Annotated in this window: 16 protein-coding genes; 9 read left to right on the forward strand and 7 right to left on the reverse strand. The window is 66.5% G+C overall.

What is annotated here, in order from left to right; genetic code table 11:
- Window positions 1-15 precede the first annotated feature (15 nt).
- From BM198_RS30195 to purU, 3 genes are read right to left on the reverse strand one after another with little or no spacing between them, the layout of a single operon-like run.
- Window positions 16-192: a hypothetical protein gene (locus tag BM198_RS30195; protein ID WP_167368475.1), complete on the reverse strand. Its 177-nt coding sequence runs from the start codon at window positions 190-192 to the stop codon at window positions 16-18.
- A 10-nt stretch (window positions 193-202) separates the two neighbouring features.
- Window positions 203-622, reverse strand: coding sequence for a CBS domain-containing protein (locus BM198_RS17475; protein WP_074971539.1), 420 nt, complete (start codon window positions 620-622; stop codon window positions 203-205).
- Window positions 623-652: 30 nt separating this feature from the next.
- Window positions 653-1,504, reverse strand: a complete 852-nt coding sequence (gene purU / locus BM198_RS17480; RefSeq protein ID WP_044413103.1) for a formyltetrahydrofolate deformylase — start codon at window positions 1,502-1,504, stop codon at window positions 653-655.
- Between the two features lie 301 nt (window positions 1,505-1,805).
- Here purU and mvaT point away from each other — a divergent pair, with 301 nt between their 5' ends.
- Window positions 1,806-2,183, forward strand: coding sequence for a histone-like nucleoid-structuring protein MvaT (gene mvaT / locus BM198_RS17485; RefSeq protein ID WP_044413100.1), 378 nt, complete (start codon window positions 1,806-1,808; stop codon window positions 2,181-2,183).
- Between the two features lie 64 nt (window positions 2,184-2,247).
- Here the strand turns inward: mvaT and sbcB are convergent, their stop codons facing one another.
- Window positions 2,248-3,678, reverse strand: a complete 1,431-nt coding sequence (gene sbcB / locus BM198_RS17490) for an exodeoxyribonuclease I (RefSeq protein WP_074971540.1) — start codon at window positions 3,676-3,678, stop codon at window positions 2,248-2,250.
- Between the two features lie 163 nt (window positions 3,679-3,841).
- On the opposite strand from sbcB, the gene BM198_RS17495 reads away from it, so the two are divergent.
- The 7 genes from BM198_RS17495 (at window position 3,842) to BM198_RS17525 (ending at window position 11,819) form a co-directional block, all read left to right on the forward strand.
- Window positions 3,842-4,594 carry a DUF2189 domain-containing protein gene (locus tag BM198_RS17495; protein WP_074971541.1) on the forward strand — a complete coding sequence of 251 codons (753 nt, stop codon included), beginning with the start codon at window positions 3,842-3,844 and terminating at the stop codon, window positions 4,592-4,594.
- A gap of 94 nt (window positions 4,595-4,688) precedes the next feature.
- Window positions 4,689-5,426: an RDD family protein gene (locus tag BM198_RS17500; protein ID WP_044413092.1), complete on the forward strand. Its 738-nt coding sequence runs from the start codon at window positions 4,689-4,691 to the stop codon at window positions 5,424-5,426.
- Window positions 5,423-6,400 (forward strand): stage II sporulation protein M, encoded by a 978-nt coding sequence (locus BM198_RS17505; RefSeq protein WP_074971664.1) that lies wholly within the window; start codon window positions 5,423-5,425, stop codon window positions 6,398-6,400. Before BM198_RS17500 ends, BM198_RS17505 begins: the two co-directional genes overlap by 4 nt.
- Window positions 6,387-8,027 carry a DUF4129 domain-containing protein gene (locus BM198_RS17510; RefSeq protein WP_074971542.1) on the forward strand — a complete coding sequence of 547 codons (1,641 nt, stop codon included), beginning with the start codon at window positions 6,387-6,389 and terminating at the stop codon, window positions 8,025-8,027. Before BM198_RS17505 ends, BM198_RS17510 begins: the two co-directional genes overlap by 14 nt.
- On the forward strand, window positions 8,024-9,355 hold the full coding sequence (locus BM198_RS17515; RefSeq protein ID WP_074971543.1) for a DUF4350 domain-containing protein: 1,332 nt from the start codon (window positions 8,024-8,026) through the stop codon (window positions 9,353-9,355). Before BM198_RS17510 ends, BM198_RS17515 begins: the two co-directional genes overlap by 4 nt.
- Window positions 9,352-10,488, forward strand: a complete 1,137-nt coding sequence (locus BM198_RS17520) for an AAA family ATPase (RefSeq protein ID WP_244165710.1) — start codon at window positions 9,352-9,354, stop codon at window positions 10,486-10,488. The genes BM198_RS17515 and BM198_RS17520 overlap by 4 nt, the downstream gene beginning before the upstream one ends.
- Window positions 10,485-11,819 carry a DUF58 domain-containing protein gene (locus BM198_RS17525; RefSeq protein ID WP_074971544.1) on the forward strand — a complete coding sequence of 445 codons (1,335 nt, stop codon included), beginning with the start codon at window positions 10,485-10,487 and terminating at the stop codon, window positions 11,817-11,819. The genes BM198_RS17520 and BM198_RS17525 overlap by 4 nt, the downstream gene beginning before the upstream one ends.
- Window positions 11,820-11,834: 15 nt before the next feature.
- Here BM198_RS17525 and BM198_RS17530 read toward each other — a convergent pair whose 3' ends face one another.
- The 3 genes from BM198_RS17530 to BM198_RS17540 are packed head-to-tail and all read right to left on the reverse strand — an operon-like array spanning window position 11,835 to window position 13,076.
- Window positions 11,835-12,194, reverse strand: coding sequence for a PilZ domain-containing protein (locus BM198_RS17530; protein WP_044413075.1), 360 nt, complete (start codon window positions 12,192-12,194; stop codon window positions 11,835-11,837).
- A 58-nt stretch (window positions 12,195-12,252) separates the two neighbouring features.
- Window positions 12,253-12,678 (reverse strand): DUF4124 domain-containing protein, encoded by a 426-nt coding sequence (locus BM198_RS17535; RefSeq protein WP_074971545.1) that lies wholly within the window; start codon window positions 12,676-12,678, stop codon window positions 12,253-12,255.
- 29 nt (window positions 12,679-12,707) lie between these two features.
- On the reverse strand, window positions 12,708-13,076 hold the full coding sequence (locus BM198_RS17540) for a tetratricopeptide repeat protein (protein WP_074971546.1): 369 nt from the start codon (window positions 13,074-13,076) through the stop codon (window positions 12,708-12,710).
- Between the two features lie 168 nt (window positions 13,077-13,244).
- On the opposite strand from BM198_RS17540, the gene BM198_RS17545 reads away from it, so the two are divergent.
- The gene (locus BM198_RS17545; protein ID WP_074971547.1) at window positions 13,245-14,051 is read left to right on the forward strand and encodes a tetratricopeptide repeat protein; all 807 of its coding nucleotides are present in this window, start codon (window positions 13,245-13,247) and stop codon (window positions 14,049-14,051) included.
- The last annotated feature ends 81 nt before the right edge of the window (window positions 14,052-14,132 follow it).

A 14,132-nucleotide genomic window follows, 5' to 3' on the forward strand; every position in this document is an offset into this window, starting at 1 on the left:
CATGAAAAAGGCGCCTCAAGGCGCCTTTTTCGTGTCTTCCGCTTCGTCCTGGATCTGCTTCCAGAGGGCTTCGGCATCCGGGAAGTCGGTGCCGTCCTCCTCGTCCAGCGCCTCGGGGTCATAGCGCCGCACGCAGCCCTCGCCGAGGGTGGGCGGGGCTTTCGAGGTGGCGCGATCGAGCGGATCGGGCATGGGCAGTCCCCTAGGCCAGGCGGCTGGCGTCGTGCTGGGCGAAGGCCTTGATCGCCCGCAGTGCATCACGGCGACTGAGTACGCCCACCAGCACTCCCCGCTCCACCACCGGCAAGGCCTCGCGCTGCTCACGCAGCAGGCGCTGGCAGACGTCGACCACGTCCTCGTCGGGGGAGACGCTGTCCAGCTGCGCCTGCATGCACGCGCCCACCACACCGCCTACAGCATCGTAGTAGGCACCGGAGAGGATGCCGCGCAGGCAATCGGATTCGGACAGCATGCCCAGCAGGTGGCCCTGGGCGTCCACCACCGGGGCACCGCTCAGGCGGTGCTCCAGCAGGCGCTCGATAGCCAGGAACAGGTCGGTCTCCGGCCGGAAGGTCACCTGGTGGTGGGTCATGTAGTCACGAACCTGGACGGACTTGAGCATGGGATCGTTCCTTGTTCCGGCAGTGTGCGATCAGTCGAAGACGACGGTCTTGTTGTCGTGCACCAGCACGCGGTCTTCCAGGTGGTAGCGCAGGCCACGGGCCAGCACCAGCTTCTCCACGTCCTTGCCGAGGCGGACCAGGTCTTCGATGTCGTCGCGGTGGCTGATGCGCACCACGTCCTGTTCGATGATCGGGCCGGCGTCCAGCTCTTCGGTGACGTAGTGGCAGGTGGCGCCGATCAATTTCACGCCACGCAGCGAGGCCTGGTGGTAAGGCTTGGCACCCACGAAGGAGGGCAGGAAGCTGTGGTGGATGTTGATCACCTGGTGGGCGTAGCGCTGGCACAGGTCCGGCGGGAGGATCTGCATGTAGCGCGCCAGGACCACGGTGTCGGCATTGTGTGCGTCGACCAGGCGGGACACCTCGGCGAAGGCCGGGGCCTTGTCCTTCGGGTCCACCGGTACGTGGAAGTAGGGGATGCCGTGCCACTCGACCATGCTGCGCAGGTCGTCATGGTTGGCGATGACGCAGGGAATCTCGCAATCCAGCTCGCCGCTGTGCCAGCGGTGCAGCAGGTCGGCCAGGCAGTGGGACTCGCGGCTGGCCATCAGCACCACGCGCTTCTTCACCGCCGAATCGGTGATGCGCCAGGACATGGAGAACTCCCGGGCAATCGGCGCGAAGGCCTGGCGGAAACCGTCCAGGTCGAACGGCAGCGAGTCGGCGCGGATTTCATGCCGCATGAAGAACCAACCGCTCTGGTTGTCGGAGTGATGGCTTGCCTCGGTAATCCAACCGTTATAGGTGGCCAGGAAATTACTCACCTTGGCGACAATGCCGACGCCGTCCGGGCAGGCAATCACCAGACGAAATGTGCGCATGGGAAACTCCAGATACTTCGCAAAGGCGGCCATTCTAGCGGCACGCGGTGAAAACTTCAGCAGGCCCGAGCACTTCATCCGACGTCCCGCGTGCCCCTGCCAGGGGCATGGGTATTAGCACGCGGGTCTTCAATTGGCGGGGAGTTGTTCATGCCAGTTACGTGCGAACAACTAACAGGCCCGCCTGCATTCATTGGTAAAAAATATTCGATTGATACTTTCCTGACATGTTTACTTGGTTTAGTGTCCTGACTATTATCCCTCCACATCATTCACCCCTAATTCACCAAGGGACGCCGACATGTCGCTGATCAATGAATACCGCGCCACTGAAGAAGCCATCAAAGAACTCCAGGAGCGCCTGAAGAACCTGTCCCAGGACGACAAGCTGCAGAAAGAACTGGAATTCGAAGGCAAACTCCGCACCCTGATGGGCGAATACCAGAAGTCCCTGCGCGATATCATTGCCCTGCTCGACCCCGAGGCCAAAGCCGCCAAGCAACCGCGCGCTGCCAAGCCGGCCACTGGTACCAAGCGTGCCCGCAAGGTCAAGCAGTACAAGAACCCGAACACCGGCGAAGTCATCGAAACCAAAGGTGGCAACCACAAGACCCTGAAAGAGTGGAAAGCCAAGTGGGGCGCCGAAACCGTTGAAAGCTGGGCCACCCTGCTGGGCTGATTCAGTCGGTTTCAACAAAAACGCCAGCGGATGCTGGCGTTTTTTATTGCCTGTTCGAACAGGACTACAGCGAATAACGCTGACGCATTACTTCGGCATGGGCTTGCCAGGCATCAAGAATCGCCAACTGATCGGTTGACGCAGTTGCACGCAACTCCAGCACCGCTTCGGTGAATGCCGCCAAGGTATTGGGTGCTCCGTAATTGGGATGCATAAGCCGATTCCGACAGAACTCCTGCCAGCGCGACTGCTCCTCCGCACTCAAAGTTTCCGGGAAGTTTCGCGCCCGGTAACGGAACAGCAACTCCGGCAAGCGCGAATCATCGAATGGCCATACTTCCCGTGCCAGTCGCTGCGGATCGGCATTGCGCACCTGCTCGCACAGTCGACGATCACGATCCCCGAGGAAGCCGTCATAAAGTTGCTGCTCGGGATCTTCGCTGCCGGCAAAGGACTCTTCGGCATAAACCATTGCCAACTTGTCCTGCCAGTTCGCCTGTTGCCGTGCCAGTTCATCCGCCTTGGCCTGACAGGCGGCCAGGTCGACGCCAATCCGCTCCCGATCCGCCGGCCTTAGTACGGAAAGCGGTGCCACCACGGGGCACTTGTTGATGTGCAGCAGTTTCAGTGGGACCGGCAGTTCGCCTTCGGCCAGGGCATCCCGCCGGGTATAGAGACGGGCGCGCAAGGTCTCGGCATCCAGGTCCAGCAAAGGCGAAACCTCCACCTGCAGATCACAGACGATCAGGGCGTTGCGGTTGCGCGGGAGCCAGGCCAGCGGCAGCACCACGGCGAGGAAATGACGCTCCGCCGAATAGCGGCCCGATACGTGGACCAGCGGCTGCATCAGGCGGATCTGCTCCATCACCTTGTGCTTGCTGCGCAGCTGGAACAGGTAGTCGTACAGCTTGGGCTGGGCTTCGCGCACCCGGCGGGCCATGCCGATGGTGGCACGCACGTCGGACAGCGCGTCGTGAGCCTGGCCATGGTCGATGCCGTTGGCAGCGGTCAGCCGCTCCAGACGCAGGGTCACCCGCCCCTCCTCGGTGGGCCACTGCAGGCCTTCCGGCCGCAGGGCATAGGCCGTGCGCAGGGTATCGATCAGGTCCCAGCGGCTGTTGCCGCCCTGCCATTCCCGGGCGTAGGGGTCGATGAAGTTGCGGTAGAAGCTGTAGCGGGTCACCTCGTCATCGAAGCGCAGGGTGTTGTAGCCCGCGCCGCAGGTGCCCGGGCGCGACAGCTCGGCATGCACCCGGTGGATAAAGGCTGCCTCGTCCAGCCCCTTGTCCTGCAGGGTCGACGGCAGGATGCCGGTCACCAGGCAGGCCGCCGGGTGGGGCAGGATGTCGTCACTGACGCGGCAATACAGGTTCACCGGTTCGCCGACTTCGTTCAGGGCCTCGTCGGTGCGGATGCCGGCCACCTGGATGGCCCGGTCGCTACGCGGGTTGATGCCGGTGGTCTCGTAGTCGTACCAGAAGATGCTGGGGGTCACGCCGCCTCCTTGAATCCGGGCGCAGGGTCGCAATGGGCCGGAAGTCTAACAGCCCCCTCCCAAGGCAAATCGCCAAATCGTGATGCAGCCGATTGCAATTGCCCGGACAACTCCAGAAACTCGCCCACCATTCATATCCAGGCCCAAGGCACAGGGAAGCGTCATGAGCGAACTCCAGCAGAACCCCTACTCCGCACCGCGCAGCGAGCTGGTAGAACGTCCGCCGGCAGACAATGTGCCCAGCATCGAAGACGCACTCGCCCGCGGCTATGACTTCCGCATCGGCGAACTCATCAGCGAAAGCTGGCAACGCATCCAGGGCCTGAAGGGCATGATGATCGGCGGCCTGCTGGTCTACTCGGTGGTCAGCCAGTTCGTCAGTTTCATCCTCGGCCTGGTGCTGGGGCTGTTCGTTGCAAGTGACAGCGTGTTGCTGGTGATCGGCCAGTTGGTCATCGGCATCATTGCCGGTGCCTGCGCCGCGCCGGTGATGGCCGGCCTGTACATGCTGGCCATGCGTCACGTGACCGGCCAACCGCTGAACTTCAACGAAGTCTTCGCCCACACCGGCAAGTTCGTCCCCCTGGCCATCCTCAGCCTGCTGATCCCGCTGATGGTCTATGCCGGCTTCCTGCTGCTGGTCATTCCCGGTATCTACCTTGGCATCGCCTATGCCCTGGCCATGCCGCTGGTGGTGGAGCGCGGCCTCTCGCCCTGGCAGGCGATGGAAGCTTCGCGGCGCGCCATCAGCCAGCGCTGGTTCAAGTGCTTCGGCCTGTTCACCCTGCTCGGCCTGATCGTCATGCTCAGCGCCCTGCCGCTGTTCATCGGCCTGGTCTGGACCCTGCCCATGTGCTTCGTGGTGGTGGCCCTGCTGTACCAGCGCATCTTCGGCATCCAGCAGTTCCCCCAGTAATCCGCGGAGCCCGGACCGATCTGCCGGCGCGGATCGGTTGCCTCGCCACCCCGTTGCTCGCTAGCATCGGCCACCCCCTCCACGCAGTCGGACCATGTCTTCTACGACCGGCAACAACAGCCCATACGGAAATGAGCAGGGTCTGACCGCTCCGCTGGACACCCGCTACCGCGTCGAGACGCCCGAAGGCATCGACCTGCTGCTGCGCCCCGCCAGCCTCCTGCCACGCGCCCTGGCGTTCTTCATCGACCTGCTGATCCGTGGCGGCATCCTCCTGGTGATGTTCGTGGTCCTCGCCCTGCTCGGCCAGTTCGGCATCGGCCTGGGGATGATCCTGCTGTTCCTCGTCAACTGGTGGTACATGGTGCTGTTCGAGGTGCTCAACCAGGGCCGTTCCCCCGGCAAGCAGGTCATGGGCCTGCGCGTGGTGCATGACGACGGCACCCCGGTGGGCTGGGCCTCCTCCCTGGTGCGCAACCTGCTGCGCTTCATCGACCTGCTGCCCTTCGGCTACACCCTCGGGCTGATCAGCAGCCTGCTCAACCCGGCCTTCAAGCGCCTGGGCGACATCGCCGCCGGGACCCTGGTGGTCTACCGCGAAGAGAAGGCCAGCCGCCCGAACCTGCCCGAGGCCACACCCCTACGCTCTCCGGTGCCCCTGAGCCTGGAAGAGCAGCGCGCCATCCTCGGCTTCGCCGAGCGCCAGGCCGGCCTCTCCAGCGGCCGCCGTGCCGAGCTGGCCGGCATCCTCGCCGCGCCCCTGGAAACACCGCCCGAACAGGCCGAAGCCACGCTCAACGGCATTGCCCGCGGCCTACTGGGAAGCCCATGAAACAGAGCCTCTTCGAACACCGCCATCAGGCCGGCTGGAACCGCTTCGCCGCCCAGCTCGACGCCCTGGAACGCGGCAAGGCCGACCCCGCCAGCTGCGAGACCTTCGCCGCGGAGTATCGCCACCTCTGCCAGCAGCTCTCCCTCGCCCAGGAGCGCGGCTACAGCAGCCACCTGATCGACCAGCTGCAGCACCTGGCCATGCGTGGCCACCAGCAGTTCTACCGCCACCGCAGCCACCTGGGTGCGCAGATCCTCGGCTTCATCCTCGGCGGCTTCCCGCGCCTGGTGCGCGAACAGTGGCGCAGCATCGCCGTGTCCAGCCTGCTGTTCTACGGCACCCTCATCCTCATGGGCGTGCTGGTGTATTGCTTCCCCGATCTGGTCTACAGCGTCGTCTCGCCGGAACAGGTCAGCGAGATGGATTCGATGTACGAGCCGGACGCCCACCGCATCGGCGCCAGCAAGCGCGACGCCAGCGACGACTGGATGATGTTCGGCCACTACATCATGAACAACATCGGCATCGGCTTTCAGACTTACGCCGGCGGCCTGCTCTTCGGGGTCGGCAGCCTGTTCTTCATCCTCTTCAACGGCCTGATGATCGGCGCCATCGCCGGCCACCTGACCCAGGCCGGCTACGGCGAGACCTTCTGGTCCTTCGTCATCGGCCATGGCGCCTTCGAACTCACCGCCATCACCTTCGCCGGCGCCGCCGGGCTGCAGCTCGGCTGGGCGCTGCTGGCACCCGGTCGCTACACCCGTGCCGAATCTTTGCGCCTGGCCGGTGCCCGCAGCGTGCGCCTGGTGGCCGGGGTGATCCTGATGCTGCTGATCGCCGCCTTCATCGAGGCCTACTGGTCCTCCATGACCTTCGCCACGCCCCTGGTGAAGTACGTGGTCGGCGGCAGCCTGTGGATGCTGGTGGGCAGCTATTTCACCTTTGCCGGACGGGGTGGCCATGCGCCTGACTGACGCCTCCGTCGCCATCCGCCCACGCAGCGCCTGGGAAGCCATGGACCTGGGCGTCCTGCTGGCCCGCCGCCACGCCGGCCTGCTGATGGCCAGCTGGGCGCTGGCCACCCTGCCGGTGTTCATCGTCATCAGCCTGCTGCTGTGGAAGTACTCCACCTGGGCCTTCATCGCCTTCTGGTGGCTCAAGCCGCTGTTCGAACGCCTGCCGCTGTACATCCTCTCCCGCGCCCTGTTCGGCGATACCCCGACCCTGCGCGAAGCGCTCAAGGCCTGGCCGACCCTGGCCAAGCGGCAGATCATCTCCACCCTGACCTGGCGCCGCTTCAGCCCCACCCGCAGTTTCGACATGCCGGTCATGCAGCTCGAAGGCCTGTCCGGCATCCCGCGCAGCCAGCGCCTGGCCGTGCTGGGCCAGCGCGACGCCGGCGGGGCCACCTGGCTGACCATCATCGGCATGCACCTGGAGTGGGCGCTGTTCACCGGCTTCATCACCCTCCTCTACCTGATGCTGCCCCAGCAGCTGATCATCGACATGGACTGGCAGAAGCTACTGCAAGCCCAGGAAGGTGACTGGGTCTGGATCGAGCACCTGTCCAACCTGTTCTACGCCTTCGTGCTGATCATCTGGGAGCCGGTCTACGTCGCCTGCGGCTTCACCCTCTACCTGAACCGCCGCACCCAGCTGGAAGCCTGGGACATCGAGCTGGTGTTCCGCCGCCTGCGCCAGCGCCTCACCGGAGTCGCCTACGCCCTGCTGCTGGGCCTGAGCGTCGGCCTGGCCTTCACCCTGCCTTCCGCCCCCGCCGTCGCAGAGGAGGCCACGGCCGAGCCGGTGCCCGACACGGCCACTGCCGGCGACAAGGCCGCCAAACCGGAAGAGAAGGTCGACCCGATGGGGCCCGACGCCGACCGCCTGCTCAACCAGCCCCTCACCAGCACCGCCTCCCGGGACAACATCAAGGCCATTCTCGACGCCCCGCCCTTCACCAACCGCGAGACGGTGACCCGCTGGCGCCTGCACGAGGACGAGAAGCCGGAGAAGAAGAAGGAAGAGCTGAGCCAGGAGGACAAGGACGCCTTCGAACGCTTCATCCGTGGCCTCATGGCCCTGGGGGACTTCTGGAAATCCCTCGGTTTCCTCGCCAAGGTCATCGAGGTCCTGCTCTGGACCCTGGTCATCAGCCTGGTGTTGCTGCTGGTCTGGCGCTACCGCGAATGGCTCTCCACCTTCGTCGACCGGATCGGCCTGCCCGCCCGCATCCACCGCGACACCCCCACCCAGCTGTTCGGCCTGGAAGTGGCACCCGAAAGCCTGCCCGACGATGTCGCCGCCGAAGCCGAACGCCTCTGGAGCGACCACCCCCGCGAAGCCCTCGGCCTGCTCTACCGCGCCCTGCTCAGCCGGCTGCTGCACGACTTCCGCCTGCCCCTCAAGGGCTCCCACACCGAAGGCGAAGTGCTGCAACTGGTCCAGGCCCTGGAACGTGACGACCTCGGGCGCTTCGCCCAGGTACTGACCCGCCACTGGCAGAACCTCGCCTACGGCCACCAGATGCCGCCGGAAACCCTCAAGCGCGGCCTCTGTGAAGGCTGGCGCCGACTGTTCGCCCAGGGGGCCAGCGCATGAGCCGTCGCGGCCAGTTCATCCTTGGCGCCCTTGCGTTCCTGATCATCGGGCTCATTGCCATCTACCTGCTCGGCCGCCTGGAGCCCTACGAGGAAACCCTCGAACTGGGCGCAGCCCCCGAGGCCCGCCAGGACGACTACCTGGCCGCCCAGTACTACCTCAAGCGCCAGGGCATCGAAGCCAGCCGGGCCGACAACCTCAGCGTGCTGGACACCCTGCCCGCCCCCGGCAACACCCTGCTGCTGATCGCCAGCCGCGAGAACATGACGCCTTCCCAGGCCGACCGCGTACTGGAATGGGCCAGCAAAGGCGGCCACCTGCTGTTCGTGGCCGAAGCCCTCTACGACGAGGAAACCGGCACCAGCGACGACCTGCTGCTCAACCGCCTCGGCATCCAGCAGTTCGACGCCGAGGAACTCGACGACGTCGACGAGGATGCGCCCGAGAGCGCAGCGGACGAGGAGCAGGCAACGGACAGCGAAGACGCTGACAGCGAGGCCGACAGCAACGAAGACGCCGACGCAGGCATCGACGAAGAGACCCAGCAGGCCGAAGCCCCCGCCGATGAACAGAACGCGGACGAGCAGCCGGAAGCGGATGGCGAGAACAGCAAGGAGCCCTACCCCGAGCTGACCAAGCTGTATCTGGAGAACGAAGACGCACCGGCCTACATCGACTTCGACACCCGCTTCCACCTGTACGACAGCGAGGACCGCGCCCACGCCTGGGCCAACAGCGACAAGGCCACCCACATGCTGCAGATGAACTACGGCAACGGCCTGGTCACCGTGCTCACCGACAGCTGGATCTGGCAGAACGACAACATCGCCAGCCACGACAACGCCTGGCTGCTCTGGTACCTGACCCAGGACACCCACGCCACGCTGCTCTACAACGCCGACCGCGACGACCTGGCCAGCCTGCTCGGCCGCCACTTCCCCGAAGCCCTGGCCGCCCTCGCCCTGCTGGTGCTGCTCGGCCTGTGGCACGTCGGCCTGCGCCAGGGCCCGCAGATCGCCCCGGCGAACCGCGCGCGCCGGCAACTGGAAGAGCACCTGCGCGCCAGCGCCGACTTCCTCCTGCGCCGCAGCGGCAACCAGGTGCTGCTGCGCCACCTGCAGGGCGACATCCTGCGCCGCGCCCGTCGTCGTCACCCCGGTTTCGAACGCCTCGGCGTGGCCGAGCAGTGGCAGGTGCTCAGCCGCCTCAGCCGCCTGCCCCCCAGCGCCATCAGCCAGGCCATGCGGCCGCTGCCCAAGCAGCGCCTCAGCGCCTCCGAATTCACCCGCCAGGTCGCCCACCTGCAAAGCCTCAGGAATGCCCTATGAGCGAACAGAAGCCCGATCAGCCGATCACCGACGAAGCCGAAGGCCTCAACCTGGACCTCGCCGACGTGACCTCGGACGCCACCGCCAAGCCCCAGCCCGCCCAACCCACACCGGCTGCTGCCGCACCGGCGCCTGCCCCGCAGCCGGCGCCCACGCAAGCCACTGCCGCCAGTTCCCAGCGCCAGCGCGCCAGCCAGTTGGCCCAAGCCCTGCGCCAGGAACTGCAGAAGGCCGTGGTCGGCCAGCTGCAGGTCATCGACGACGTGCTCACCGCCCTGCTGGCCGGCGGCCACGTGCTGGTGGAAGGCGTGCCCGGCCTCGGCAAGACCCTCCTGGTACGTGCCCTGGCGCGCTGCTTCGGCGGTGAGTTCTCGCGCATCCAGTTCACCCCCGACCTGATGCCCAGCGATGTCACCGGCCACGCCGTCTACGACATGCAGAGCGAGCAGTTCAAGCTGCGCAAGGGCCCGGTGTTCACCAACCTGCTGCTGGCGGACGAGATCAACCGCGCCCCCGCCAAGACCCAGGCCGCCCTGCTGGAAGTGATGCAGGAACGCCAGGTCACCCTGGAAGGCCGCGCCCTGGCCGTGCCCCAGCCATTCCTGGTGATGGCCACCCAGAACCCCATCGAGCAGGAAGGCACCTACCCCCTGCCCGAGGCCGAGCTGGACCGCTTCATGCTCAAGCTGCGCATGGACTACCCCGAGGCCGGCGAAGAGCTTGCCCTGGTGCGCCAGGTCACCCGCTCCGCCCGTGCCGACATGCTGGAGGTAGCGCCCCTGCGCACCCTGCTGCAGGCCAAGGACGTCCAGGCCCTGCAACGCATCGCCAGCGAACTGCCGATCGACGACCAGGTGCTCGACTACGCCGTGCGCCTGGCCCGCGCCACCCGCAGCTGGCCGGGCCTGGCCATGGGTGCCGGCCCGCGCGCCTCCATCGCCCTGGTGCGTGGTGGCCGTGCCCGCGCCCTGCTGCGCGGCGGCGACTTCGTGCTCCCCGACGACATCAAGGCCTGCGCCCTGGCCGTGCTGCGCCACCGTGTGCGCCTGTCGCCCGAGCTGGACATCGAAGGCCGCTCCGTCGACGACGTCCTCCAGCAACTGCTCGACCAGGTGCCGGCACCCCGCCTATGAAGCCATCGCGCCTCCTGCTGGCCCTGCTGGGCGTCCTGCTGGCGCTCGGCATCGTGCTCGGCACCCTGGATGCCCTCAAGGTCGGTGCGCCGGCGCAGCTCCACCTCATCTGGTGGGGCCTGCTCGGCGCCCTGGGCTTCATCGCCGCGCTCGACGCCACCTGGCTCCGGCAACTGCCCTCGCCGCGCCTGGAGCGCCAGCTGCACGGCAACCTGTCCCTCGGCCGCTGGGGCGAAGTGCGCATGACTGTGCACCACCCCTACGCCCGCGAACTGGCACTGAAGGTGTTCGACCACGTGCCCGAAGGCATGGAGTTCGAGCACCTGCCCCAGGTGGTCGGCCTGCAGCCCGGCAACACCACCGAATTCGGCTACCGCGTCCGCCCGCTGGCCCGCGGCCGCTTCGTCTTCCCCCGCTGCGAGGTGGAGCTGCCCAGCCCGCTGGGGCTCTGGGGCCATCGCCGACGCCTGGAGATGAGCGACGAAACCCGCGTCTACCCCGATTTCGCCCGCCTCTACGGCGCCCAGCTGATGGCGGTGGACGACTGGATCAGCCAGCTCGGCGTGCGCCAGCGCCCACGCCGTGGCCTGGGGCTGGAGTTCCACCAGCTGCGGGAATTCCGCGACGGCGACACCCTGCGGCAGATCGACTGGAAGGCCACCGCCCGCAAGCGCACGCCGATCGCCCGGGAGTACCAGGACGAGCGCGACCAGCAGATCGTCTTCATGCTCGACTGTGGCCGCCGCATGCGCAGCCAGGACGGCGACCTCTCGCACTTCGACCACGCCCTCAACGCCAGCCTGCTGCTCAGCTACGTGGCCCTGCGCCAGGGCGACGCGGTGGGGCTGTCGACCTTCGCCGGCACCGGCGCGGATCGCTACCTGGCACCGGTCAAGGGCCAGGCCCAGCTCTCGGTGCTGCTCAACGCGGTGTACGACCTGGAAAGCAGCCAGCGCCCCGCCGACTTCGCCACCGCCATCGACGCGCTGCTGGCCAAGCAACGCCGCCGCGCCCTGGTGGTGCTGGTGACCAACCTGCGTGACGAGGACGACGAGGAACTGCTGACAGCGGTAAAGCGCCTGGGCCGGCAACACCGTGTGCTGGTGGCCAGCCTGCGCGAGGAAGTGCTCGATACGCTCCGTCACACGCCCGTGCAGCGCTACGAGGAAGCCCTCGGCTACTGCGGCACGGTGAGCTACCTCAATGCCCGCAACGGCCTGCACGAGCGGCTGGCCGCCCACGGTGTCCCGGTTCTGGATTGCCGCCCTTCCGAGCTCGGTCCCGAGCTGGTCAGCCGCTACCTGGCCTGGAAGAAGGCCGGCGTCTTCTGAGTCGCTCCGCCCCGATCAGGCGGAGGCGGCCAACGGGCGGAAGCTGAAGTAGTAACGCAACGCCTCGACCAGCTCCGCGTACTCCGGCGGCGGCGCCACCAGCGAGAAGCCCGAGTCGTAGTTGCCGGGGTTCACATCCTCCCGGCTCCAGTGGCACGTGGCGTAGAAATCGATGAAGCGGATCTGCCCGTCATGCGCCGGGATCTTCAGGCGCATGTCGAAACGGGCCCCCACCAGCATGGGCAGCTGGCTGACGAGCATCAGGCCATCCAGGGACACATTGCCCAGATAACCCATGGGTTTGTCGGTGATGCGGTTGAACACCTTCAGGTAGTACGGCAGTTGATGGCGTTCGATATGGCGCTGGCTACGCATGATGGCGAATCGCTATTGATGGCCGTTCAGTATGGCCTCACTACTGCACCCAAACCAACTACCGCCCGCAACGCTCCTTGATTGCGTCGGTCAGTTTGCGACGAGCGGCGTCCACCTGCTCGGCGCTGTAGTACTGCCGTTCTCCCTTGGCATCGACGCTGAAATACTTGCCCTCGCGCTTGATCTGCGACAGTTGGGAACGCAGCTGCACGCACTGGCTCGCCCGCTCGTTGCGGGCCTGGGCCTCCTTGCGGCGGGCCTCCTCCTTCTCCTGGCGACGCGCATCGAAGAATTGTTCAGTGCGCTGCAGACGCTCCCGGGTCGGCGCGTCGTCATCCAGGGCCGGCGGGCGGACCTCGACCTGCTGCGCGCCCTCCTGTGGCTGCTCGCTAAAGTGCACCCGGCCGTTGGCATCCGTCCAGCGGTAGATCTCGGCCGACGCCAGGCTGGAGCAGGCCAGCAGGCAGAAAAGCAGGTGACGCATGGATTCTCCCTGTCCCGCCACGCCCACCGTCAGAGGGGCGCCGCGTTCGGTTTGGCCGCGCTGCCCAGCTGGCCGATGCGCTCCAGGGTCTCAAGACGAGCCTTGGCGCGGAAGGCGTATTCACTGCTGGGGTAGCGGTTGATGATGAAATGGTAGGTCTGCGCCGCATCCACGAACAGGCTCTGGCGCTCCAGGCACTGGCCACGCAGCAGGGAAATCTCCGGCTGCATGTAGCTGCGCGAGCGGCTGCTGCGCTCGGCCATGGACAGCTCGAGCATCGCCTCCTCGCAGTTGCCTTCGTCATAGGCCTGGTAGGCGTTGTTCAGGTGACGGTCGAGGGACCAGCGGGTGCAGCCGGCAAGGCCGACCAGCAGGGCCAGGATGATGAACGTGCGCATTGGGGTGTCTCCTCCGTTGGCGAGTATATCGGCGCTCCCGGGGATTTCTGCAACGCCTTCCAGCGGCCGGGCACAACCTCCGATGGGACTTGCACGGCTCCGCAACGACGCCCCCGGCGGCGCTGCTAGACTCCCGCCGTCCGGCCCGAGAGCCCACCTGGAGCCCCCATGCGCCACCTCCGCCCTGCCCTGCTCGCCAGTTGCCTGCTCGCCTTGTCCGCCTGCGCCCCCACCACCCCGTTGTTCATCGCCCAGATCACCACCAACGAAGTGGTGGAGCAGAAGGCCCTGAAGAACGCCCGCATGGCAGCGGCCGTGGAGGAAGAAGGCGACCTGCTCACCTACAGCGCCATGGCCATCCGCGACGGCACCAGCGCCAAAGCCGAAGCGCTGTACATGACCGGCTACCGCGACCGGCAGTTCACCCCCGAAGTCCGCGCCATCGCCCTCTACCAGATCGGCCTCATCTACATGAGCCGCTACAACGACCAGCGCGACGACACCCGGGCCCTCAACCTGTTCTACCAGGTCACCAACGAGTTCCCCGGCACCCACGCCGCCGAGCATGCCCAGGCGCGCATCCTGATGATCCAGAAACGCGCCGAAGCGCCCGTGCAGAAGACCGCCCGCGAGCTGCTGGCGGACTGGAAGCCCAGCCAGAACCTCGACCTCTACCAGCGCGACCTGGACCCCGACATGACGCTGCTGTCCCGCCGCGCTGTACTCAAAGACCGGGTCGGCGAAGCCGAGCAGCTTTACGCCCTGGCCCTGATCGACGACCACGTGCAGCCGGATATAAAGGCCCGCGCCCTGTACCAGATGGCCCTGATGAACCTGGCGCCGGCCAATCCCCATGCCGACCGCCAGAAGGCCGTGGGCTACCTGCGCCGCCTGCTGGCCGAGTTCCCCGACGCCGAGCAGGCCGAGCCTGCCGCCCGGCACCTGGACATGGCGCTGAACCCCGGCGTGAAGTGACGCCGTGCACCCGCCGCGCGGGTAGTAGAAATGGAACGAGACTACAGCCGAAGGGCGGTGTAGCCTCGGGCTCTGCTTTGA

It is taken from the genome of Metapseudomonas otitidis (assembly GCF_900111835.1).
In the GTDB taxonomy this organism is placed as follows: Bacteria; Pseudomonadota; Gammaproteobacteria; order Pseudomonadales; family Pseudomonadaceae; genus Metapseudomonas; species Metapseudomonas otitidis.

Coding starts and splice junctions, on each gene's coding strand:
- BM198_RS30195 (WP_167368475.1), bottom strand. CDS start 192: ATGCCCGATCCGCTCGATCGCGCCACCTCGAAAGCCCCGCCCACCCTC.
- BM198_RS17475 (WP_074971539.1), bottom strand. CDS start 622: ATGCTCAAGTCCGTCCAGGTTCGTGACTACATGACCCACCACCAGGTG.
- purU (WP_044413103.1), bottom strand. CDS start 1,504: ATGCGCACATTTCGTCTGGTGATTGCCTGCCCGGACGGCGTCGGCATT.
- mvaT (WP_044413100.1), top strand. CDS start 1,806: ATGTCGCTGATCAATGAATACCGCGCCACTGAAGAAGCCATCAAAGAA.
- BM198_RS17495 (WP_074971541.1), top strand. CDS start 3,842: ATGAGCGAACTCCAGCAGAACCCCTACTCCGCACCGCGCAGCGAGCTG.
- BM198_RS17500 (WP_044413092.1), top strand. CDS start 4,689: ATGTCTTCTACGACCGGCAACAACAGCCCATACGGAAATGAGCAGGGT.
- BM198_RS17505 (WP_074971664.1), top strand. CDS start 5,423: ATGAAACAGAGCCTCTTCGAACACCGCCATCAGGCCGGCTGGAACCGC.
- BM198_RS17510 (WP_074971542.1), top strand. CDS start 6,387: ATGCGCCTGACTGACGCCTCCGTCGCCATCCGCCCACGCAGCGCCTGG.
- BM198_RS17515 (WP_074971543.1), top strand. CDS start 8,024: ATGAGCCGTCGCGGCCAGTTCATCCTTGGCGCCCTTGCGTTCCTGATC.
- BM198_RS17520 (WP_244165710.1), top strand. CDS start 9,352: ATGAGCGAACAGAAGCCCGATCAGCCGATCACCGACGAAGCCGAAGGC.
- BM198_RS17525 (WP_074971544.1), top strand. CDS start 10,485: ATGAAGCCATCGCGCCTCCTGCTGGCCCTGCTGGGCGTCCTGCTGGCG.
- BM198_RS17530 (WP_044413075.1), bottom strand. CDS start 12,194: ATGCGTAGCCAGCGCCATATCGAACGCCATCAACTGCCGTACTACCTG.
- BM198_RS17535 (WP_074971545.1), bottom strand. CDS start 12,678: ATGCGTCACCTGCTTTTCTGCCTGCTGGCCTGCTCCAGCCTGGCGTCG.
- BM198_RS17540 (WP_074971546.1), bottom strand. CDS start 13,076: ATGCGCACGTTCATCATCCTGGCCCTGCTGGTCGGCCTTGCCGGCTGC.
- BM198_RS17545 (WP_074971547.1), top strand. CDS start 13,245: ATGCGCCACCTCCGCCCTGCCCTGCTCGCCAGTTGCCTGCTCGCCTTG.